Source organism: Streptomyces sp. NPDC053673 (assembly GCF_055585225.1).
This window is the reverse complement of the sequence record NZ_JBVJKN010000022.1, coordinates 64,885-84,017: the sequence shown is the minus strand read 5'-3', so window position 1 is coordinate 84,017 and position 19,133 is coordinate 64,885. Positions and strand designations below refer to the sequence as shown.

At 72.1% G+C, this 19,133-nt stretch carries 20 protein-coding genes; 11 read left to right on the top strand and 9 right to left on the bottom strand.

The annotated features are described in order from the left end of the window. Positions 1-24 precede the first annotated feature (24 nt). Positions 25-636 (bottom strand): TetR/AcrR family transcriptional regulator, encoded by a 612-nt coding sequence (locus tag ACZ6ZQ_RS27050; RefSeq protein ID WP_469771106.1) that lies wholly within the window; start codon positions 634-636, stop codon positions 25-27. A 76-nt stretch (positions 637-712) separates the two neighbouring features. Between ACZ6ZQ_RS27050 and ACZ6ZQ_RS27045 the strand changes: the two genes are divergently transcribed. Together ACZ6ZQ_RS27045 and ACZ6ZQ_RS27040 are read left to right on the top strand one after the other, a co-directional pair. Continuing rightward, complete coding sequence (locus ACZ6ZQ_RS27045; protein WP_469771105.1) at positions 713-1,930, top strand: FAD-dependent monooxygenase; 1,218 nt, start codon at positions 713-715, stop codon at positions 1,928-1,930. Between the two features lie 10 nt (positions 1,931-1,940). Then, a complete protein-coding gene (locus ACZ6ZQ_RS27040) occupies positions 1,941-2,846 on the top strand; it encodes a Gfo/Idh/MocA family protein (RefSeq protein WP_469771104.1) in 906 nt (301 codons plus the stop codon). Here ACZ6ZQ_RS27040 and lnt read toward each other — a convergent pair. The 6 genes from lnt to ACZ6ZQ_RS27010 all read right to left on the bottom strand — a co-directional run bounded on the left by lnt (position 2,770) and on the right by ACZ6ZQ_RS27010 (position 9,981). Continuing rightward, positions 2,770-4,377 carry an apolipoprotein N-acyltransferase gene (lnt, locus tag ACZ6ZQ_RS27035; RefSeq protein WP_469771103.1) on the bottom strand — a complete coding sequence of 536 codons (1,608 nt, stop codon included), beginning with the start codon at positions 4,375-4,377 and terminating at the stop codon, positions 2,770-2,772. The two genes, ACZ6ZQ_RS27040 and lnt, sit on opposite strands and share 77 nt — an antisense overlap. A gap of 74 nt (positions 4,378-4,451) precedes the next feature. Then, positions 4,452-4,913, bottom strand: a complete 462-nt coding sequence (locus ACZ6ZQ_RS27030) for a nuclear transport factor 2 family protein (protein ID WP_469771102.1) — start codon at positions 4,911-4,913, stop codon at positions 4,452-4,454. A gap of 97 nt (positions 4,914-5,010) precedes the next feature. Continuing rightward, on the bottom strand, positions 5,011-7,011 hold the full coding sequence (locus tag ACZ6ZQ_RS27025; RefSeq protein ID WP_469771146.1) for an APC family permease: 2,001 nt from the start codon (positions 7,009-7,011) through the stop codon (positions 5,011-5,013). A gap of 119 nt (positions 7,012-7,130) precedes the next feature. Continuing rightward, positions 7,131-8,006 carry an undecaprenyl-diphosphate phosphatase gene (locus ACZ6ZQ_RS27020; RefSeq protein WP_469771101.1) on the bottom strand — a complete coding sequence of 292 codons (876 nt, stop codon included), beginning with the start codon at positions 8,004-8,006 and terminating at the stop codon, positions 7,131-7,133. 215 nt (positions 8,007-8,221) lie between these two features. Further along, positions 8,222-9,271 (bottom strand): helix-turn-helix domain-containing protein, encoded by a 1,050-nt coding sequence (locus tag ACZ6ZQ_RS27015; protein ID WP_469771100.1) that lies wholly within the window; start codon positions 9,269-9,271, stop codon positions 8,222-8,224. Between the two features lie 254 nt (positions 9,272-9,525). Continuing rightward, positions 9,526-9,981, bottom strand: a complete 456-nt coding sequence (locus tag ACZ6ZQ_RS27010) for a winged helix-turn-helix transcriptional regulator (RefSeq protein ID WP_469771099.1) — start codon at positions 9,979-9,981, stop codon at positions 9,526-9,528. Between the two features lie 119 nt (positions 9,982-10,100). On the opposite strand from ACZ6ZQ_RS27010, the gene ACZ6ZQ_RS27005 reads away from it, so the two are divergent. Continuing rightward, positions 10,101-11,270 (top strand): thiolase family protein, encoded by a 1,170-nt coding sequence (locus ACZ6ZQ_RS27005; protein ID WP_469771098.1) that lies wholly within the window; start codon positions 10,101-10,103, stop codon positions 11,268-11,270. A gap of 240 nt (positions 11,271-11,510) precedes the next feature. On the opposite strand, the gene ACZ6ZQ_RS27000 is transcribed toward ACZ6ZQ_RS27005, so the two are convergent. After that, on the bottom strand, positions 11,511-12,233 hold the full coding sequence (locus ACZ6ZQ_RS27000) for a UdgX family uracil-DNA binding protein (protein WP_469771097.1): 723 nt from the start codon (positions 12,231-12,233) through the stop codon (positions 11,511-11,513). A 168-nt stretch (positions 12,234-12,401) separates the two neighbouring features. On the opposite strand from ACZ6ZQ_RS27000, the gene ACZ6ZQ_RS26995 reads away from it, so the two are divergent. From ACZ6ZQ_RS26995 to ACZ6ZQ_RS26960, 8 genes are all read left to right on the top strand, one after another. Beyond that, positions 12,402-12,890, top strand: coding sequence for a hypothetical protein (locus ACZ6ZQ_RS26995; protein ID WP_469771096.1), 489 nt, complete (start codon positions 12,402-12,404; stop codon positions 12,888-12,890). After that, the gene (locus ACZ6ZQ_RS26990) at positions 12,887-13,204 is read left to right on the top strand and encodes an MrpF/PhaF family protein (RefSeq protein ID WP_469771095.1); all 318 of its coding nucleotides are present in this window, start codon (positions 12,887-12,889) and stop codon (positions 13,202-13,204) included. The genes ACZ6ZQ_RS26995 and ACZ6ZQ_RS26990 overlap by 4 nt, the downstream gene beginning before the upstream one ends. A 1-nt stretch (position 13,205) precedes the next feature. Then, the gene (locus ACZ6ZQ_RS26985) at positions 13,206-13,511 is read left to right on the top strand and encodes a monovalent cation/H(+) antiporter subunit G (RefSeq protein ID WP_469771094.1); all 306 of its coding nucleotides are present in this window, start codon (positions 13,206-13,208) and stop codon (positions 13,509-13,511) included. Continuing rightward, positions 13,508-13,798 (top strand): Na(+)/H(+) antiporter subunit B, encoded by a 291-nt coding sequence (locus ACZ6ZQ_RS26980; RefSeq protein WP_469771093.1) that lies wholly within the window; start codon positions 13,508-13,510, stop codon positions 13,796-13,798. Before ACZ6ZQ_RS26985 ends, ACZ6ZQ_RS26980 begins: the two co-directional genes overlap by 4 nt. Continuing rightward, complete coding sequence (locus ACZ6ZQ_RS26975) at positions 13,795-14,535, top strand: MnhB domain-containing protein (protein WP_469771092.1); 741 nt, start codon at positions 13,795-13,797, stop codon at positions 14,533-14,535. The genes ACZ6ZQ_RS26980 and ACZ6ZQ_RS26975 overlap by 4 nt, the downstream gene beginning before the upstream one ends. Then, positions 14,532-14,876: a sodium:proton antiporter gene (locus tag ACZ6ZQ_RS26970; protein WP_469771091.1), complete on the top strand. Its 345-nt coding sequence runs from the start codon at positions 14,532-14,534 to the stop codon at positions 14,874-14,876. The genes ACZ6ZQ_RS26975 and ACZ6ZQ_RS26970 overlap by 4 nt, the downstream gene beginning before the upstream one ends. Before the next feature lie 8 nt (positions 14,877-14,884). Further along, positions 14,885-16,738: a complex I subunit 5 family protein gene (locus ACZ6ZQ_RS26965; protein ID WP_469771090.1), complete on the top strand. Its 1,854-nt coding sequence runs from the start codon at positions 14,885-14,887 to the stop codon at positions 16,736-16,738. A 478-nt stretch (positions 16,739-17,216) separates the two neighbouring features. Continuing rightward, positions 17,217-18,149, top strand: a complete 933-nt coding sequence (locus ACZ6ZQ_RS26960) for a cation diffusion facilitator family transporter (protein WP_469771089.1) — start codon at positions 17,217-17,219, stop codon at positions 18,147-18,149. 242 nt (positions 18,150-18,391) lie between these two features. On the opposite strand, the gene ACZ6ZQ_RS26955 is transcribed toward ACZ6ZQ_RS26960, so the two are convergent. Then, complete coding sequence (locus tag ACZ6ZQ_RS26955) at positions 18,392-19,096, bottom strand: TVP38/TMEM64 family protein (RefSeq protein WP_469771088.1); 705 nt, start codon at positions 19,094-19,096, stop codon at positions 18,392-18,394. Positions 19,097-19,133 lie beyond the last annotated feature (37 nt).

Here is a 19,133-nt window from a genome sequence, read left to right as displayed (position 1 = left end):
GCGCGTCCACCCCCGCCAGGGAATTCAGTGACCGAGCATTCCGTGCAGCAGCTCGCCGAACCCCTTGCGCAGCTCCGCCCTGCTGGGCACCTGCGCGTGGTACGACCCGGCGGCGCAGGAGAACATGAGTCCCTCGCACCACGCCACCAGCGACAGCGCGTGCCGCTCCGGTTCGGCCGATCCGGCCCCCGCCATCAGCGCGACCAGCGGCTCGCGGAACGCCGCACCCGTCCGGTCGTAGAAGGCCCTCAGCTCGGGCCTGCGTGTGGCCTCCAGAGCCAGCTCGTACCGGCAGACCAGCAGCGGCCGGTGATCGGTGAGGTAGCGGTGCAGCGCCAGGGAGAGCGCGTCGAGCAACTCGTCCGTGCCGCCTGCCGGCTCCGGCATCTCCTCCGGGGTGAGCACCTGCGCCTCGCGCTCCGCCAGGCGGCGAACCGCTGTCTCCAGCAGCGCCTGCCGGGTGCGCGCGTGATTCGACGTCGAGCCCTGGGGGAGCCCGGCTTGTCCGTCGACCGCCCGGTGGGTCAGCCCCCGCATGCCGCGCTCGGCGAGGAGGGTCAGGGCGGCGTCGGCGATCAGCTCGCCGCGTGGGACGGCGGCGGCGCGGGAGCCGGGGCCGGTGGCGCGTGGGGTCATGGGGACAACCTACCGCTGTCACTACACCTGTAGTACGGTGAGCCTGTCACTACAGGTGTAGTTCCGAGGAGGAGTCATGGACCGGCACACCGCGCCCCGGGCCGTCGTCGTCGGTGGCGGAATCGGCGGACTCACCGCTGCCGTCGCCCTGCACCAGCAGGGCTGGGACATCACCGTGCTGGAACGTGCCGCCGCCCTCAGCCCGGTGGGTGCCGGAATCGGCCTCGCCCCCAACTCCCAGCGCGCTCTCGACGTCATCGGCCTCGGCGACCGGGTCAGGTCCCTCTCCGCCTGGCAGGGAGACGGCGGACTGCGCACTCCACGGGGGCGCTGGCTCAACCGCACCGACAGCGCCGCCGCCGCCGAGCGGTTCGGCGGCCCGCTCGTCCTGCTGCACCGCGCCACCCTCGTCGACATCCTCGTCTCCGCGCTGCCCGGCGCAGCCGTACGGACCGGCGCCGCCGCCACGCTCCTCGACGCGGGTGACGAGCGCCGCCGCGCCGTCGTCACCACTCCCGACGGTGACGTCGAAGCCGATCTCGTCGTCGGCGCGGACGGCATCAACTCCGCGGTGCGCCGGGCGCTGTTCCCGGGGCATCCCGGACCCTGTTACTCCGGTTTCACCACCTGGCGCGTCGTCGTCCCCGCACCGGACCGGCCCTTCGCGCCGCACGAGACCTGGGGCAAGGGCCGTCTCTGGGGCACCCAGCCGCTCAAGGACGGCCGTGTCTACGCCTATGCCGCGGCGGTGACGCCCGCCGGCGGGCACGCCCCGGACGACGAGCGGGCCGAACTGCTCCGCCGCTTCGGCGACTGGCACGATCCGATCCCCGCGATCATCGACGCCACCGAGCCCGACGGGGTGCTGCGCCACGACGTGCACCACATGGCCGTGCCGCTGCCCGCCTACCACCACGGCCGGGTCGCGCTCCTCGGCGACGCCGCGCACGCCATGCAGCCCACCCTCGGCCAGGGCGGCAACCAGGCCATCGAGGACGCGATCGTCCTCGCCCACCACGCCGGACGAGGACCGGACATCACCCGGCGCCTCGCCTCGTACACGCGCGAACGACTGCCCCGGACCATGGGGATCGTGCGGCAGGCCACGAGGACCGGCCGGCTGGCCATGCAGAGCAGCGCACCCGCCGTCGCCGTGCGCGACGCACTCATCGCCGCCGTCTCCCGCTTCGGACCCGGCCTCGTCCTGCGCGGCTTCGACGACATCGCCGGCTGGCGGCCGCCCCAGCACACGTATGCTGCCGGAACAGCGAAGCCACAGAGGACAACGCCATAGGGAGGCCCTCGTGAAGGTCGGCTGCATCGGGCTCGGAGACATCGCGCAGAAGGCCTATCTGCCGGTGCTCAGCACTCGTCCGGGCGTCGAACTGCATCTGCACACACGCACGGCGGCCACCCTGGACCGGGTCGCCGCAGCCCACCACATCCCCGGGGAGCACTGCCACACCACCCTGGACTCCCTCCTCGCCCAGGGCCTCGACGCCGCCTTCGTCCACGCCCCGACCACCACGCACCCCGAGATCGTCTCCCGGCTGCTGGAGGCAGGTGTGGCGACGTACGTCGACAAACCGCTCGCCTACGAACTCACCCAGTCCGAGCGCCTGGTGGAGCTGTCCGAGCGGACCGGGACCAGCCTCGCCGTCGGTTTCAACCGCCGCTTCGCCCCCGGCTACGCCCAGTGCCTGGAGCACCCGCGCGAGCTGATCCTCATGCGGAAGAACCGGGTCGGCCTCCCCGAGGACCCCCGTACCCTCGTCCTCGACGACTTCATCCATGTCGTCGACACCCTCCGCTTCCTGCTCCCCGGGCCGGTCGAGCACACCGACGTACGAGCCAGGATCCGCGACGGGCTCATGCACCACGTGGTGCTGCAACTCTCCGGCGACGGATTCACCGCGATCGGGATGATGAACCGGCTGAACGGCTCCACCGAGGAGATCCTCGAAGTGGCCGGGCAGGACACCAAGCGGGAGGTGGTCAACCTCGCGGAGATCATCGACCACAAGGGCCAGCCGACCTTGCGGCGGCGAGGCGACTGGGTGCCGGTGGCGCGCCAGCGCGGCATCGAACAGGCCGTGATGGCCTTCCTCGACGCCGTTCGCGCCGACAAGTTCCTCAGCGCCCAGGACGCGCTGCTGACCCATGAACTGTGCGAGCGGGTGGTGCGGGAGGCGCTGGAGCAGGCCTCCTGAGGGCTCGCAGGCCCTCCGCCGCGCAGAGCGCCGCCAGCACCGCCAGCGCGCCGTACACGGCCCAGTCGCCGAGCCGGACGTACGGCGTCGTACCCCGGGCGAGCGGGATCTCGTACACGGCGGTGGTGCTCGCGTCCGTACCGAGCCTGGCGCCCACCGGCTCACCCTCGGGACCGTGGACCGCGCTCACGCCCGTGAGCGTGGCGTGCACCATCGGCCGGCCCGTCTCGGCGGCCCGCAGCGCCGCCAGCGAGGCATGCTGCCCGGGCGCCCAACTGCCCTGGAACGTCGAGGTCGCCGACTGGGCGATCAGCAGCTGGGCGCCGCCGCGGACCAGCCGCCTGCTCATGTCGGGGAACGCCGACTCGAAGCAGACCAGCGGCCCCACCCGCAGCCCGCCGCGCGCCCCGTCACCGGGCAGCGTCATCACGACCTGGCGGCTGCCGCGCATCCGGTCCTCACCCGCCGCCTCGCCCACGGACGTCGCCCAGCCGAGCAGCGCCCGCGCCGGTACGTACTCGCCGAAGGGGACCAGCCGCATCTTGTCGTAGCGGTCCCCGGTCGGACCCTCCGGGCCGACCAGCACACTGCTCTTGAATATCCCCGGGCGGTCCGAGCGCCGGGCGTCCACGTTGACCAGCACGGGGGCACCCACCGTCCGCGACAGCGCGGCGATCCGTGCCGCGAGATCGCGCCGTGCCGCCAGGTCCGCGCCGACGCTGCTCTCGCCCCACACCACGAGATCCAGCCGTTGCCCCGCCAGCTCCCCGGTCAGCTGCTCGCCGCGCGCGAAGCGCCGCTCCGCCCCGCCGACCCCGTTGATGACGCCCGGCTGGACGACGGCGACCCGCAGCACCTGGCCCGGCCGTTCGGGGCGCGGCGACCACACCCACACCGCCCCGGCGGCCACGGCGCACGCGCAGACACCCGCGACCGCGGGGACGCGTGCGGTGGGGAGCGCCAGGAGCACGGTCACCGCCGTGTTCACCGCGACGACCAGCAGGCTCACCAGCCAGACCCCGCCCACCGAGGCGAGCCGCAGCGCGGGCGGGACCTGCCACTGGCTCGCCCCGAGCAGACCCCACGGGCCGCCCAACCCCTCCCAGGATCTGACGAGTTCCACCATCAGCCAGCCGGACGGCACGACGACCAGCGCCGCGGCCGCCCGCGCCGCCGACGGCGAACCGCCCAGCACCGAGCGGACCAGCCACCCCCACGGCGCCCAGAGCAGCCCGAGCAGGGTCGCCAGCACAACGAGGAAGACATGCAGATTCGGCACCAGCCAGTGGTGCACGGCGAGCATGAAACCGATACCGCCGAGCCAGCCGTCGAGAGCGGCGCGGGGGCCCGTCTGCGCGGTCCGGATCAGCAGCAGCCACGGTACGAGCGCGACATACGCGAACCACCACAGCGCGGGTGCCGGGAACGCGAGCGCGGGCAGCGCGCCCGTCACGAGCACGGCCGCTCCGCGCAACCACGGCGACGACAACAGCCTCGTCAGCTGCTCCCGCCGGCCGACCGGAATCCGCATGCCGCGCCTCCCCGAGAGCAGTGTCTTCCTCCAGTGTGATGGAGCGGCGCGGCCCGGGACAGGCCACGTGTCGATCAGTCGGCGGCCGGCGCGGGGAAGGCGGCGTGCCGCCACTTCTCCCGGACGGTCACCGAACGCAGCCGCCAACCGCCGTCCGTACGCGTCAGGCCGAACGCGTACCGCCCGCCGGAGACGAAGTCGTCCCCCGACTCCAGCCGCATCGGATTCACGTAGTCGGCCTGTACGTCGGCCCTGTCGCCGGGGTAGCCGCCGAGGTCCTGGAGACGCACCTGCCGGTTGACGATCAGGTGCTGCCGTACGGGGAACAGCCGCATGGTCTCCGCCAGCCAGTCGGCGACCGTCGCCGCCGGGCCCTCGATGCCGCCCGCGCTGCGGTAGTCGGCACGGCCCTCCGGGGTGAACAGGGCCCGGTAGCCGGGCCAGTCCGCGTCGTCCACGGCCACCGCGTACCCGGTGATCACCTCGTCGATGGCCAGCCGGTCCATCACCGTCGCGAGATCCACGCGCTGCGTCATCGGCCAAGTGTCGGTCAGCGGACGCGTCACGCCAAGGGCCCACGCAGGGCCGGGGACATACGCGGGGCCGGCGAAGGGGCTCAGGGGTCGTGCGCAGTCAGCGCCTGGAGCGGGCGGCCGGCTCGCCGCGGCGGACCGAGCCGGGGGCGCGCGCCGCGGGGTGGTCCGCGTGAACGGAGGAGCTCAGCTGCCAGGGGACGCTGGTCACCATGACTCCCGGTGTGAAGAGCAGCCGGCTCTTCAGCCACAGTGCCGACTGGTTGTGCAGCAGGTTCTCCCACCAGCGGCCGACCACGTACTCCGGGATGAAGACGGCGATGACGTCCCGCGGGCTCTCACGCCTGATGGAGCGGACGTACAACAGAACGGAGGCGGTGATCTCCCGGTACGGGGAGTCGAGGACCTTGAGCGGCACCTCGATTCCGTACTCCTCCCACTGCCGCTGCAGCGCCGCCGCCGCGTCGCGGTCGACGGCGACGGTGAGGGCCTCCAGCCGGTCCGGACGCATCGCACGCGCGTAGGCGAGGGCCCGCAGCGTGGGCTTGTGCACGGTGGAGACCAGCACGATCCCCAGGACCCGTGAGGGCGGCGCCAGTTCGCTGCGCGGGTCGGTGACCGCAAGTTCGGCCGTGGTGGCGTCGTAGTGGCGGCGGATGCCCCGCATCATCACCCACAGCACGACGGCGGCGAGCACCGCGAGCCAGGCGCCCTGGGCGAACTTGGTGAGCAGCACGACGACGAGGACCAGACAGGTGGTGACCGCCCCGGTCGCGTTGAGGATCCGGGAGGTGGCGTGGCGCCGGCGCATTGCGGGGTTTCGCTCCGTGCGCAGCTCGCGGTTCCAGTGCCGGACCATGCCGGTCTGGCAGAGCGTGAACGAGGTGAACACGCCGAGGATGTACAGATGGATCAGGCTGGTGACGTTCGCCTTGTAGGCCCACAGCAGCAGTCCGGCCACGACCGCGAGCGCCAGGATGCCGTTGGAGAAGGCGAGGCGGTCACCGCGGTTGTGCAGCTGGCGGGGGAGGTAGCGGTGCTGGGCGAGGACGGAGGCGAGCAGCGGGAAGCCGTTGAACGCGGTGTTCGCGGCGAGGATCAGGACGAGCGCGGTGGAGGCCTGGACGAAGTAGAAGCCGAAGCTGTTCTCTCCGCCGAAGACCGAGGCGGCCAGTTGCGCGATGACGGTGCGCTGCGGGTAGTTCTCGCAGTCGGCGAGCCCCGTCAGATTGCAGGAGTCCGTGGCGATGTGCACCTTCGCGACGATGGCGAGCGTCGTGACACCGACGAACATGACGACGGCGATGATGCCCATCCAGGCCATGGTGGTGGCCGCGTTCCGCGACTTGGGCTTGCGGAAGGCCGGCACGCCGTTGGAGATCGCCTCGACGCCGGTCAGCGCCGTACAGCCGCTGGAGAACGCGCGCAGGACGAGCATCACCAGGGCCAGACCGACCAGGTTGGCGTCCGCGGGGACCGGTTCGATGCCGTACTCGGCGGTCGCGGCGACCGGTGCGTCGCCGAGCAGATAGCGGAAGAGCCCCGTCCCGCACATGATCAGCATGCCGCCGACGAACAGATAGGTCGGCGCGGCGAAGGCCCGGCCGGACTCGCGTACCCCGCGGAGGTTCATCGCGGTCAGCAGGGCGACGAAGGCGAGCGCCATCAGCACCCGGTACTCGGCCAGCTGCGGAATCGCCGAGATGATGTTGTCGACGCCGGAGGCCACCGACACCGCCACGGTCATCACATAGTCGACCAGCAGCGCAGCGGCGACCACGAGACCGGCGGACGGGCCCAGATTGCTGGTGGCGACCTCGTAGGAACCGCCGCCGCTCGGATACGCGTGCACCACCTGGCGGTACGAGAGCACGACGACGGTCATCAGTGCCACGACCGCGGCCGCGATCCACGGGGTGAAGTGCAGATAGGCGAGCCCGCCGAGGGTGAGCACCAGCAGGATCTCCTGCGTCGCGTACGCCACCGACGAGAGCGGGTCGGAGGCGAAGATCGGCAGGGCGAACCGCTTGGGCAACAGTGTCTCGCCCAGCTCCTCGCTGCGCAGCGCGCGGCCGATGACCAGCCGTTTCAGGACCGCCATCACGTTGGGCACGGCGCGAGCGTACGAGGCAGGTCCCGCACCGCCCCGTTGCGCCGCGCCGGTCACCGGCACGACCCCACGGGCGACGGACCGCCGTGTGGGGCCTCTCCGGGCGCGGGTCAGCCCGCTGACTCGCCGGCGTGCGGGCTCAGGACGTCCGTGCCGACCAGGATGAACAGGAGGATCCCGAGCAGGATCCGGTAGATGACGAAGGGCATGAAGCTCTTGGTCGTGATGAACTTCATGAACCACGCGATGACCGCGTAGCCGACACCGAACGCGATGATCGTCGCGAAGATGGTCGGGCCCCACGACACATGCCCGCCGTCACCCGCGTCCTTCAGCTCGAAGAGCCCGGAGGCGAGCACGGCCGGAATGGCCAGCAGGAACGAGTAGCGGGCCGCCGCCTCGCGGGTGTAGCCCATCAGCAGACCACCGCTGATCGTGGCGCCCGAGCGCGAGACACCCGGGATCAGGGCCATCGCCTGGCAGACGCCGTAGATCAGACCGTCCTTGACGGTGAGCTCTTCCAGGGACTTCCGCTGCTTGATGGCGCGGTGCTTGCCGCCGGTCTCGTCGCGGGCAGCGAGGCGGTCGGCGACACCGAGGACGATGCCCATCACGATGAGCGTGGTCGCGATCAGCCGGAGATCACGGAACGGACCCTCGATCTGGTCCTTGAGCGTGACGCCGAGCACGCCGATCGGGATCGAGCCGACGATCACCAGCCAGCCCATCTGCGCGTCGTGGTTCCTGCGCATCGACTTGTCCGTGAGCGAACGGAACCAGGCCGAGACGATCCGCGCGATGTCCTTGCGGAAGTAGATCAGCACGGCCGTCTCGGTGCCGATCTGGGTGATCGCGGTGAAGGCCGCACCCGGGTCGTGCCAGCCGGCGAACGACGCCGTGAGGCGCAGATGCGCGCTGGACGAGATGGGCAGGAACTCCGTCAGCCCCTGGACGAGCCCGAGGATGAATGATTCGAACCACGACATGAAAGCTAAGCCATCCAAGTGCTGGTCAGGTCTGAATGTGCGATGCGGGCCGCGATCATGCGTCCGTCCGTGGCAGCGTAGCGGCACCGGGTTCACGGCCCACGGGCGGGCTGGCACCCGGCGAATCCCGCAAGATCATCGCCGTGCGAGGTCGGTTGCCTCCTCGGCGGGTCCGCCGGGTCCGGGCCGATCCCGTCCGGCCCGGGCCGGGCTGGTCAGGCTCCGGGCCCGGGCGGCGGAGGGCTGCCGATCAGGCCCTGGTGGGCCGCCTGGAGCCCGGCCTGGAAGCGGGTGCGGGCGCCCAGAAGGTCCATGATTCTGCGCATCCGGCGCTCGACGGTGCGCTGTGCGACGCCGAGGCGGCGTGCGATGGCGTGGTCGGTCAGGCCGGACGCGGACAGGGCGAGGAGCTGCTCGTCATCGGCGGACAGGGCCCGGTCCTCGGCCGGCCGGCTGCGGGCGGGCCACAGTGGCACCGCCCGGTGCCACAGCATCTCGAAGAAGACCACCAGGGCGTCGAGCAGCGCGGAGGCCTGCAGCACCATCACCTCGCGCTCGGTCGGCAGGACGAACGGCACGAGCGCGAGCCGCCGGTCGGCGATCACGAGCTTGAGCGGGACCTCGTCCAGGACCCTGCTGTCCTCGCCGAGCAGCGCAAGCTCCCGGGAGAGGCTCAGTTGTCCGGGGGAATCGAGGGAGCGTTGGTCGTAGATGGTGCGATAGCGCACGCCGCGGCGCATGAGCCGGCGCTGTACGGAGGTCTGCTCGTCGGCGGGCCGGGCGACATAGGGCGGCCGGTCGAGTATGAGCACCTCGTCCCTGGTGGACTGCTGGGTCTGGAAGAAGCGCTGCGCGATCGCGTCCCGTCCGCTGAGGACCTGGACGGCCGGGCCGCCCTCGACGCGGCGCACCGTACGGAACTCCTCGGTGAGCGAGGCCGCCGCGAGCCGGGCGCGCTCGATCTCCTCCTGCCGTTGCAGGGCCAGCACTTCGGTCACGACGTCCGGGGGCGCGGGGGCGAAGCGGACGGGGCGGCTGGGCACGCGCGTCAGCATGCCCCGCTTCTCCAGCGAGCGCGTCCGGCGCCGGACGCGCGCTGCGTCCCAGCCGGTGGCCGCGGCGAGCTCGGCGACGGTCGCGTCGGGCCGGGCGAGCAGCACCCTGTAGAGGCGCTCGTCGTCCGCGGGCACTCCCAGCGCGGCCAGCCGGTGTTCTGAGCGGCCTCCTGATGGCTCCGCCGCGTCGGGTTGCCGCCCGGTGCCCATGCTCCGCCTTTCCCGCAACTGCCCGTCGGGATACCGGCATCGACGGTAGGGCGACCGTCGCGACAGGTCCAGAAGTCCGGCGGTCCGGTCTGCCTTACGGCGCTGTACGGGTGCCTCGCCGTGCCGCAGGTTCCGCGCCCTTCCGCAGGTTCCGCGCGTGCCGCGAGCTTCCGCACCGCGGACGCCCCGAGGTGTGTTCCGCGCAGGCCCCTGCCGTGGGACACGCGATCCCCACCAGGTTCCGCGGCGGGATCTCAGTCGTCCGCCGGGCCCGTCACCGTCCAGCCCGGCGCATGCACGTGCGGGGTCAGGGTGTCCGGGGCCGCCTCTGCGCCGCAGGACGCACAGACGACGACCGGGGCGAGCTTCTCGCCGCACGCGTGCTCCAGCACCGTCGGCGGGCGGTCCGCCAGATGCCGGTCACCCCAGGCCATCAGCGTCAGCAGGACGGGCTGCAGATCCCGCCCGGCGTCCGTCGGGTGGTACTCGAAGCGCTGCGGGCGGTCGCTGTACGGGACCTTTTCCAGTACCCCGGCCTCGACCAGCCGGCGCAGCCGGGCGGTGAGGATGTCGCGCGGTGCCCCGGTGTTGCGGGCGATCCGGTCGAAGCGGCGGACTCCGAGGAAGACCTCGCGCAGGACGAGCAGGGCGTACTTCTCGCCGACGAGGGAGAGCGCGTCGGCGATGGAACAGGGGCGGGCGGCCTTCATGGGGCCAGCCTAGAAGGTAGTGGGTTGGAAAATCCAACTCGGTGAGCTACTGTCGAGTAGGCCAGAGAGTCCAGTTTCCCAACTCACCCACTGATGCTATGAGCGAGGAGGCGCGCTCCATGCGTGACGCCGTCATCGTCGAAGCAGTCCGTACACCGATCGGGAAGGGCAGGCCGAACGGCGCCCTGGCCCACGTCCACCCGGTGGAGCTGCTCTCCCACACCCTCCGCGCCCTCGTCGAGCGCAGCGGGATCGATCCCGCGCTGGTCGACGACGTCGTGGGCGGCACCGTCGACCAGGTCGGTGAGCAGGCCATGAACACCACGCGCTACGCCTGGCTGGGCGCCGGCTTCCCCGAGTCCGTGCCCGCCACCACCGTCGACCGGCAGTGCGGCTCCTCGCAGCAGGCCGTCCACTTCGCCGCGCAGGGCGTCATGGCGGGCGCGTACGACGCCGTCATCGCCTGCGGAGTCGAGTCCATGAGCCGCGTGCCGATGTGGTCCAACGTGCCTCCGGGCGCCGACCCGTTCGGACCGGGGGTCGCCGAGCGCTACCCGGAGGGGCTCGTCCCGCAGGGGATCAGCGCCGAACTCATCGCGGCGAAGTGGTCCATCGGGCGCGAGTCGATGGACGCGTTCGCGGTGACCTCGCATCAGCGGGCCGCCAGGGCCTGGGCGGACGGGCTGTTCGACGCCGAGGTGGCACCGATCGGCGGTCTGGAGCGTGACGAGAGCGTACGGCCGGGGACGACGGGGGAGGTCCTGGCGGGGCTGCGCCCCTCGTTCGAGGACCCCGTCTTCGCTGAGCGCTTCCCGCAGATCGAGTGGTCGGTCACGGCCGGAAACAGCAGCCCGGTCAACGACGGGGCGTCGGCCGTCCTGATCACCTCCGGCGAGACCGCCGAGCGGCTCGGCCTGCGCCCGCTGGCCCGGCTGCACAGCTTCGCCGTCACCGGATCCGACCCGCTGCTCATGCTGACGGGAGTGCTGCCGGCCACCGAGAAGGTGCTCAAGCGGGCGGGCCTCGGCCTCGACGACATCGACCTCTTCGAGGTCAACGAGGCCTTCGCGAGCGTGGTCCTCGCCTGGCTGCAGGAGACGGCAGCCGACCCGGCGAAGGTCAACGTCCACGGTGGCGCCCTCGCCATCGGCCACCCCCTCGGCGCGAGCGGCACCCGCCTGATGACCACGCTGGTCCACGCGATGCGGGCACGCGGCGCGCGCTACGCCCTCCAGACGATGTGTGAGGCAGGCGGTCTCGCGAACGCCACGATCCTCGAGGCGCTGTAGCCACACAACCGCCCTGCACCCCGTCCTGGGGCGTGGCGGTCGGGCCGGCCCGGGTCGCCTGCGGCGGGTGACGTCGCGGCGGTACCGGACGGCGGCGATCATGACCGGGGGAGCAGGCCGGCCACCAGGGTGTGACCGGACACGAAGACCTCCCCGGTCAACCGTGTGACACAGGGTGCCAGGCATCGAGGCGGCTGTGCGGGCGTCGCGGGACGCAGCCATGGCACCGACGCCGCAGTGTCACGAGGCCTTTCCGCCCCTCTTGCCGTTCAGGACGTCCGCGACGACCCGGAGGTCGGTGACCAGCCCGCGGTACACCGACTCGCGGTCGTCCGCTCGCAGGACAGCGGAGGGGTGGATCGTCGCCACCAGGCCCTGGATGCCCTTGTCGGCCTCACCTCGCTCACCGTTCTCACCACTCTCGTCCAGCCCCGGCCACGGCAGCAGGGCACCCCGCTGCTCGGTCACCCGGAACGACGACCCCAGCAGCGCCTTCCCCGCCGTGGAGCCGAGCGCCACGACCAGCTCAGGGGATACGAGCCGAAGTTCAGCCACAAGCCATGGCTTGCACGCCGTCATCTCCCGCAGGCTGGGCGCCTTGTGAATGCGCCGCTTGCGCCCCTCGGGGATCGTGAACTTGAAGTGCTTGACCGCGTTGGTGATGTACGTCTGCATGGGGTCGATGCCCGCCTCCTTGAGTGCGCGCATCAGGACCTTCCCCGCAGGGCCGACGAACGGCCTGCCCTGCCGGTCCTCCTGGTCGCCAGGCTGCTCCCCGAGGAGCAGTACGCGCGCCGAGGCGTCGCCCTCGCCGAACACCGTCTGCGTCGCATCCTCGTACAGCGGGCAGCCGCGGCAGTCGGCCGCCGCCTTTCGGAGCCCGGCCAGGCCTGCGCGTCGCCCCGGCAGGAACGGAGTGGCGTCGTACCCCTGCCCCTCTTGCTCGTCAGACGTTCTGCCCATGTGCCGACGCTTCCCTTCGTGACGGCAGAGCCTCGGCAACATCCGTCGTCCCTCGCGACTGCGCCACATCAGTGAAGGTACCGCGCCCCGGGGCGTGCCGCGCGGCGCACTCGCACTGCCCGGAACCGCCGCACGGTAGACGTGGCTGATGCATTCCGGGGAGGTCTGATGTGGCGCTCATGGACCGCGGCGGCAGGGGAGTTCCTGATCTGGTGGGCGCTCTGCGTCCTGCTGTACGTGATCCTCATCAGTACGGTGTCGGCGCTGGAACTCGCCGTCGGGTCGGTGATCGCCGCGCTCGCCGTCGTGGCCGCCCGGAGAGTCCGCACGGCCTCCGGCGCCGCGCTCGGCGGCAGGGCACGCGTCGCGCAGGCCCTCCTGCGGTGGCCCGGTTCGGTCCTGTCCGACACCGGACGGCTCGCCCTGGCCACCGTGCGTGTCCTGCGCGGCGCACGCGTCCACGGCCGGTTCCACACCGTGGCACTCGCCCGGGGCACCGGCCCCGCCTGGGCGAGCGCGCTGCTGTCCGCCACGCCGGGCGGTTACGTCGTCGAGAGCACGGGCTCCCGGGACGAAGGGCCGGTCCTCCTCGTCCACACCCTCCCCGGAGGCCCGTCCGCCCTGGAGAGCGCGCTGACGAGGGGCGGGCGCCAGTGACGGTCGCATGGCTGACGGCCGCGGCCCTGCTGCTGCCGCTGGGGCTGGCGCCGTGCCTGTGGGTGAGCGGACGAGGCGCCCCGCACGAGCGGCTCGCCGGACTGGCGCTGGCCACCACCACGGTCACCGTTCTCCTGCTGCTGATCGCGCAGGGGTTCGGGCGGAATGGGTACCTGGACATGGCGCTCGTCCTCGCGGTGCTCGGCCCTGTCGGAACGCTGGTCTTCGCCCGCTTTCTCGGCGACAGCGGCGGGAACGGTGCGGGCGGCGGGAGTGGCGGGAACGGTGCGGGCGGCGGGAGTGGGCCGAGCTGAGATGGCCGTGTCCTCCGCCGTACTCGTGCTGCTGACCGCCGGGGTCGCGATGCTGCTGCTTTCGGCCCTGGCCCTGGTCGTACTGCCGCGCCCTCATGCCCGGCTGCATGCCCTCGCGCCCGCGTCCCTGCTCGGCGGGCCGCTGATCGTCCTCGCGGCGGCCGTGGACACCGGGCCGGGTCGGAACGCGGTGAAGCTGCTGGCCATCGGCGTGCTGATCGCCGGTGGCGGAACGGTGACGACGATGGCGATCGGCCGCGCCGTCGCCTCCCACGAGGGCCGCACCCCGGAGGACACACCGCAGTGACCGGAACGGAACAGAGCCTGACCGACTGGCTGATCGGCTCGGCCGTCGTCCTCGTCACCGTGACCGCGACCATGACCGTGCTCACCCGGGACCCGGTCCGGCAGGCAGTCCTCCTCGGCGTGCTGGGCCTCCATCTGGCCCTGCTGTTCGCGCTGCTGCAGGCGCCGGACGTGGCGCTGTCGCAGCTCGCCGTGGGGACGGTCGTCACTCCGCTGCTCTTCCTGCTGACGGTACGCAGGATCCGGCGGTCGCCGAGCGGCGGCCGTGGCAAGGACCGCAAGCGGTGAGCCGTACCGTACGCATCCGGATGTTCTGGGCCGCGGCGGTCCTCCTCGCGGCCGGCTGGGTGCTCGCCTGCCTGGATCTCCCCGGCTTCGGCGGCGCCGAACACCCCTACGGAGACCGTGCGGTGGCCGCGGCCCTGCGGCAACGCACCGCCAACGCCGTCGCCTCCGTCACGTTCGACCAGCGCGCCTTCGACACGCTCGGCGAGGAGTACATTCTGCTCGCCGCCGTCCTCGGTGCGATCGTCCTGCTGCGGCGCGCCCGCGACGAGCAGCCCGCACGGCCGCGGCCCGGCAACGCGCAGCCCGTCATCCGACTGGCCGGCACGGTCCTGCTCCCGGCCACCCTGCTCACCGGTGGCTACGTCGTCGCCCACGGTCAGGTGTCGCCCGGCGGCGGCTTCCAGGGCGGCGTCGTCCTCGCGACCGGACTGCACATCGCCTACATCGCCGCCGACTACCGCGTGCTCAAACGCGTGCGCCCACTGGCGGTCCTGGACGTGGCGGACGCGGTCGCCGCGGGTGCCTTCGCCGCTCTCGGCCTGGCCGGACTGCTCGCAGGAGCCGCGTACTTCGAGAACGTCCTGCCGCTCGGCACCTTCGAGTCGATCACCTCCGGCGGTCTCGTCCCCTACGTCAACGCGGCGATCGGCGTCGAAGTGGGCTCCGGCATCGTCGTACTGCTGGCTGCCTTCATCGACCAGGCTGTCGAGATCAGGACACCGGAGGACGTCGGATGAGCCTGCTGTCCTATCTGGCCGCCGGCTGGATCCTGCTCGCCGGGCTGTACGGCCTCGTCACCAGCAGGGACGCGGTCCACGCCATCGGGTGCCTGTCGGTCGCGCAGTCGTCGACGTACGTCCTGCTGCTCACCGTCGGCTACCGGCGCGGCGCGACCGCCCCCTACTTCTCCGACACGAGCACCCGCGCCCCCGTCGTCGACCCGGTTACCCAGGCCCTCGCACTCACCGATGTCGTCGTCGGTGCGACCATCACCGCGCTGCTGCTGGCGCTCGCCATCCAGATCCGCAAACGACACGACACGGTGGACCCGGACGCCCTCACCGGTCTCAGGGGCTGACCGGATTCGTGCGAACCGAGAGTCTGCTGCCCCTCGCCGTCGCGATTCCGCTGCTGGGCGCCGTCGTGCTGGCCGTGGGCGGCAGGTGGCTGCCGAGGATCGCCACGGACGCGCTGGCTGCCGCGGCGGCCGCCGCCGTGGTCGCCGACCTCGCCCGGCTGTGGGAACGCACGGGCGACGGCACGGTGGTCTCCTGGGTGGGTGGCTGGGCCCCGGACGGCGGGGAGAGCGTCGGCATCGTCCTCGCCGCCGACCGGATCGGTGTCGGGCTGGCGCTGCTCGCCGCCGCACTGGTCCTCGCGGCGATCTCGTACTCCTGGCGGTACTTCGACGAGCCGCCCGCCGAACACGCGGGTACGTTCCCCGCGCTGATCCTCCTCTTCGACGCGGGCATGTGCGGATTCGCGCTCACCGGTGACCTGTTCAACGCCTTCGTGTTCTTCGAGCTGATGGGCGTGGTCGCGTACGCGCTCACCGGCTTTCGGATCGAGGACCCCCGCCCGCTCCAGGGCGCCCTCACCTTCGGCATCGTCAACTCCGTCGCCGCCTACTGCACCCTGCTCGGCACCGGCCTCCTCTACGCGCACACCGGAGAGCTCGGCCTCGCCTTCATCGGGCGCGAACTCGCCGGGCGCGTCAGCGATCCGCTGCTCGTCGTCGCGTTCGTCCTCGTCCTGACCGGGCTGCTCGTCAAGGCGGCGGTGGTCCCCTTCCACTTCTGGCTCCCGGACGCCCATGCCGTGGCGCCAACACCCGTGTGCATGCTCCTGTCCGGAGTCATGGTCGAACTCGGCGTGTACGGGGTGGGGCGGCTCTACTGGACGGTGTTCTCCGGCCCCGGCGGCATCCCGCACCACGTCTTCCGCGACACGTTCGTCGCTCTCGGTGTCGCCACCGCCCTCGTCGGCTCGGTGATGTGCTGGCAGCAGCGCCACCTCAAGCGGATGCTCGCCTTCTCGACCGTGGGTCATGTCGGCCTCTTCCTGGTCGGAGTCGCCCTGCTGACGCCGGAGGCGACGGCCGGCGCGGCCCTGTACGTGGCCGGGCACGCCGGCGCCAAGGCAGCCCTCTTCGCGCTGACCGGGCTGCTGCTGGACCGGCACGGCTCGGTCGACGAACACGGACTGCGGGGCCGGGCCCGTGATCTGCCCCTCTGCGGTGCGCTGTTCGGGGTGGGCGGCCTCGCGCTGGCCGGGCTGCCGCCGTTCGGAACAGGGCTCGGCAAGGCCGTCGAGGAACACGCGGCAGCCGAGTGGGCGGGATGGACGCCCGTGCTGTTCGTGCTGGTGTCTGCCGTCACCGGAGGGGCGGTGCTGCGGGCAGCCGCCCGGGTGTTCCTGGGCGCGGGGACCCGGCCCGAGCAGCACCACGGCCCCGAGACCACCGGCAGCGGCGAAGAACCGGAGGTACGGGACCCGAAGCGGCGGATCCCCGTCCCGATGGTCGTCGTCCCCGTGCTGCTGTTGGGCGCAAGCCTGGCCGTGGGGCTGCTGCCCTCCCTGGGCGAGTCACTCGCACGCGCCGCGGCGGAGTTCACCAGCCGCGCGGACTATGCCGTCGCCGTAAGCGGACTGCCTCCGGGACCGGTGACGCCGGCGGCGCCGAGCGTCGGCTGGACCCTCGAAGGCGTGGGGCTCGGGCTGGTCTCCACCGGGCTCGCGGCCGGGGTCGCGGCCGCCGCCCTGTGGGGGCCGGCGCTGTCGTGGCACGCCGCGCACCTCACTCGCGCCGGGCTCGGCCGCACCGCCCGCGTGGTGGTCGTGCCGCTGCGCAGGCTGCACTCGGGCCACATCGGCGACTACACGAGCTGGCTGACGGTGGGCATCGCGCTGCTCATGGTGCTGGTGGCAGTACGTACGTAACCGGGTCGCGCATGTCACCGGGTCAGCACAACGACGCAACGGCGTCACCGAGGTCCTGGTGCGTCCCGCCGGCCGGAGCGTTCCGCGGCCCGGGGCGAGCAGCTCGGAACTGTGCGCAGAGGACAGCCGCCGGATCCGAAGGCGTCGGCGAGCGATCCCTCGACGGCACGCCGCAGCGCCCGCGTCCTGGCCCTGCAGGGAGGTCGCAGTAGGTTCGACGACGTGCGGGCCTTCGCCGAGGACACGGCGCTCCGGACCTGTGGCTCCGTCGTCCGTCCGGGCCTGTGACGGGATTGGCCTGTCCGCGCCGCTGGACCGTCGCCGATGCTGCCGGGCAGCCGCGATGCGGACCGTGGGAAGGGGTGCGGACCGGTGGGAAGAGGTGCCGCGGCGGGGCAGGGCGCTGGGCCCGGCAAGGCGCCGGCTCGACGCGTTGCGCCCGAGCCGGCAACAGTGGCCAGAGACACCGTGAGTAGTGGTGAACCGTAAGGAAAGCAAACGGCGGACGCGTTCCGACCGGAGGACGCGGCTGACGGTCCTTGTCGCGCTCGCCGCGAACCTCGTCATCGCCGTCGCCAAGGCAGTCGGCGGATTCGTGGCGTCGTCGCCCGCGCTGCTGTCGGAGGCGGCGCACTCCGTCGCGGACAGCGTCAACGAGATCTTCCTGCTCGCGTCTCTGCGCCGCAGCCGCCGCCCGGCCGACCGCCGCCATCCCTTCGGCTACGGCAAGGAGCGCTGGTTCTGGTCGCTGCTCGCAGCCGTCGGCATTTTCGTGATGGGCGGCTGTTTCTCGTTCTACCAGGCGTCCGAGGCACTGCGCGGCAACGGGGAGGTGTCCCCGTCGCGTTACGCCGCCGGGCTCGCCGTACTGGGCGTCGCTCTGCTTGCCGAGGGCACGTCGCTGGTACGCGCGCTGTACCAGTTCCGCGGACAGGGCGAGGCGACCAGCGATCCGGCACTGCGCACGGTCATCGCGGAGGACGGCACAGCCGTGGTCGGGGTGCTGGTCGCGATGACGGGGATGGGGCTGCATCTGGCCACCGGAGAGGCGGGGTGGGAGGCAGCCGCATCCCTGGCGATCGGCCTGCTGCTGGTGTATGTCGCGTACCGGCTCGGCCGGGAGTCGCGCGACCAGCTCATCGGTGTCGCGGTCGATCCCGCGATGCGCAAAGCCATCCGCACCATGCTGGAAGGACAGCCGGAGATCGACAATGTGGCCTCGCTGCTGACGATGCGTCTGGGGCTCGACTCGGCTCTGGTGGTGGCGCGGATCGATCTGGTGCCGGGGCTGGACAGCGAGGAGGTCGAGCTGGTGTCCGAGCGGATCAAGCAGGCTGTCGAGGATCGCTGGCCGGAAGCCGACCAGGTCTTCCTCGACATCACGGAGGCGCCGCCGCGTGCCGGGCGCTAGTGCCGCTCCCGGCAAGCTTTGCCCTGTAGCGTCGTCCGGCACGCACCCTCGCTGCGTTGGCCAAAAGCCCTGGTAGCTCCGCTACAAGGACTTCCGGCCGCCTTGCGATGCACGCACCGGACGACGCTCCTTGACGGGCAAACATTGCCGGTCGCGGCACTAGTCGTATTGATCACCAGCGTTAACGACGCTCGTGATCAATACACCTAGGTGCCCAGGACCGGTCGGCCGCGCCCCCTGCGTCACACCCCGCGCAGGCGGTGCCGTTTGCGCCAGGCCACCACGGCGCCCGCCAGGGCCGACAGAACGATGAAGCCCATCGAGAAGAGGAAGACGGGCGACGTCGGGGAGGCCGCGCTGCTGCCGGCCACGACGTACGCCGCGGTGTTCGGGATCGAGCCGATCCCCGTCGCCAGCAGGAAGGGCAGATAGCCCATCCGGGACACCGCGGCGCAGTAGTTCGCGGCGGCGAAAGGGATGCCGGGAAAGAGCCGCAGAGCCAGCATGGAGCGGAAGCCGTGGCGGCTGAGCTGGCCGTCGGCGGCCGTCAGCCAGCGGCCGCGCACCAGCGGCCGGAGCGCGTCCTGGCCGAGGACCCGGCCCAGGGTGAAGGAGATGCCGGCGCCGAGCACCGTGCCGGCGACTGCGGCCGCCAGGCCCGCCTGGGAGCCGAAGAGCGCGCCCGCCGCCAGATTCAGCAGCGGCCTGGGCACGAAAGCCGCGGTGCACAGGCCGTACGCAAGCCCGAAGAGCACGACCGCGGCGCCCCCGCTCAGCTGCGGCGGCCAGCCCGTCGCGAGCAGCCGCTGGGGCTCGTACAGCGCGACCGCGGACGCCGCCGACGCCAGCACCAGAACGAGCAGCGCCAGCCGCGACCGGGGCGACAGAAGGGCCCGGCTGCGGCGGAGCGCGAGGCCGTCGGGCGGCCCGGGAACGGGGTCGAGCATCAGGGGAGACTAACCGACGGGCATCTGTGATCGCCGT

Bases quoted from the DNA above. Each gene is read 5' to 3' on its own strand.
- ACZ6ZQ_RS27030 (WP_469771102.1), bottom strand. From the start codon at position 4,913: ATGACGCAGCGCGTGGATCTCGCGACGGTGATGGACCGGCTGGCCATC.
- ACZ6ZQ_RS27045 (WP_469771105.1), top strand. From the start codon at position 713: ATGGACCGGCACACCGCGCCCCGGGCCGTCGTCGTCGGTGGCGGAATC.
- ACZ6ZQ_RS27050 (WP_469771106.1), bottom strand. From the start codon at position 636: ATGACCCCACGCGCCACCGGCCCCGGCTCCCGCGCCGCCGCCGTCCCA.
- ACZ6ZQ_RS27005 (WP_469771098.1), top strand. From the start codon at position 10,101: ATGCGTGACGCCGTCATCGTCGAAGCAGTCCGTACACCGATCGGGAAG.
- lnt (WP_469771103.1), bottom strand. From the start codon at position 4,377: ATGCGGATTCCGGTCGGCCGGCGGGAGCAGCTGACGAGGCTGTTGTCG.
- ACZ6ZQ_RS27015 (WP_469771100.1), bottom strand. From the start codon at position 9,271: ATGGGCACCGGGCGGCAACCCGACGCGGCGGAGCCATCAGGAGGCCGC.
- ACZ6ZQ_RS26995 (WP_469771096.1), top strand. From the start codon at position 12,402: ATGTGGCGCTCATGGACCGCGGCGGCAGGGGAGTTCCTGATCTGGTGG.
- ACZ6ZQ_RS27025 (WP_469771146.1), bottom strand. From the start codon at position 7,011: ATGGCGGTCCTGAAACGGCTGGTCATCGGCCGCGCGCTGCGCAGCGAG.
- ACZ6ZQ_RS27020 (WP_469771101.1), bottom strand. From the start codon at position 8,006: ATGTCGTGGTTCGAATCATTCATCCTCGGGCTCGTCCAGGGGCTGACG.
- ACZ6ZQ_RS27000 (WP_469771097.1), bottom strand. From the start codon at position 12,233: ATGGGCAGAACGTCTGACGAGCAAGAGGGGCAGGGGTACGACGCCACT.
- ACZ6ZQ_RS26985 (WP_469771094.1), top strand. From the start codon at position 13,206: ATGGCCGTGTCCTCCGCCGTACTCGTGCTGCTGACCGCCGGGGTCGCG.
- ACZ6ZQ_RS26955 (WP_469771088.1), bottom strand. From the start codon at position 19,096: ATGCTCGACCCCGTTCCCGGGCCGCCCGACGGCCTCGCGCTCCGCCGC.
- ACZ6ZQ_RS27010 (WP_469771099.1), bottom strand. From the start codon at position 9,981: ATGAAGGCCGCCCGCCCCTGTTCCATCGCCGACGCGCTCTCCCTCGTC.
- ACZ6ZQ_RS26970 (WP_469771091.1), top strand. From the start codon at position 14,532: ATGAGCCTGCTGTCCTATCTGGCCGCCGGCTGGATCCTGCTCGCCGGG.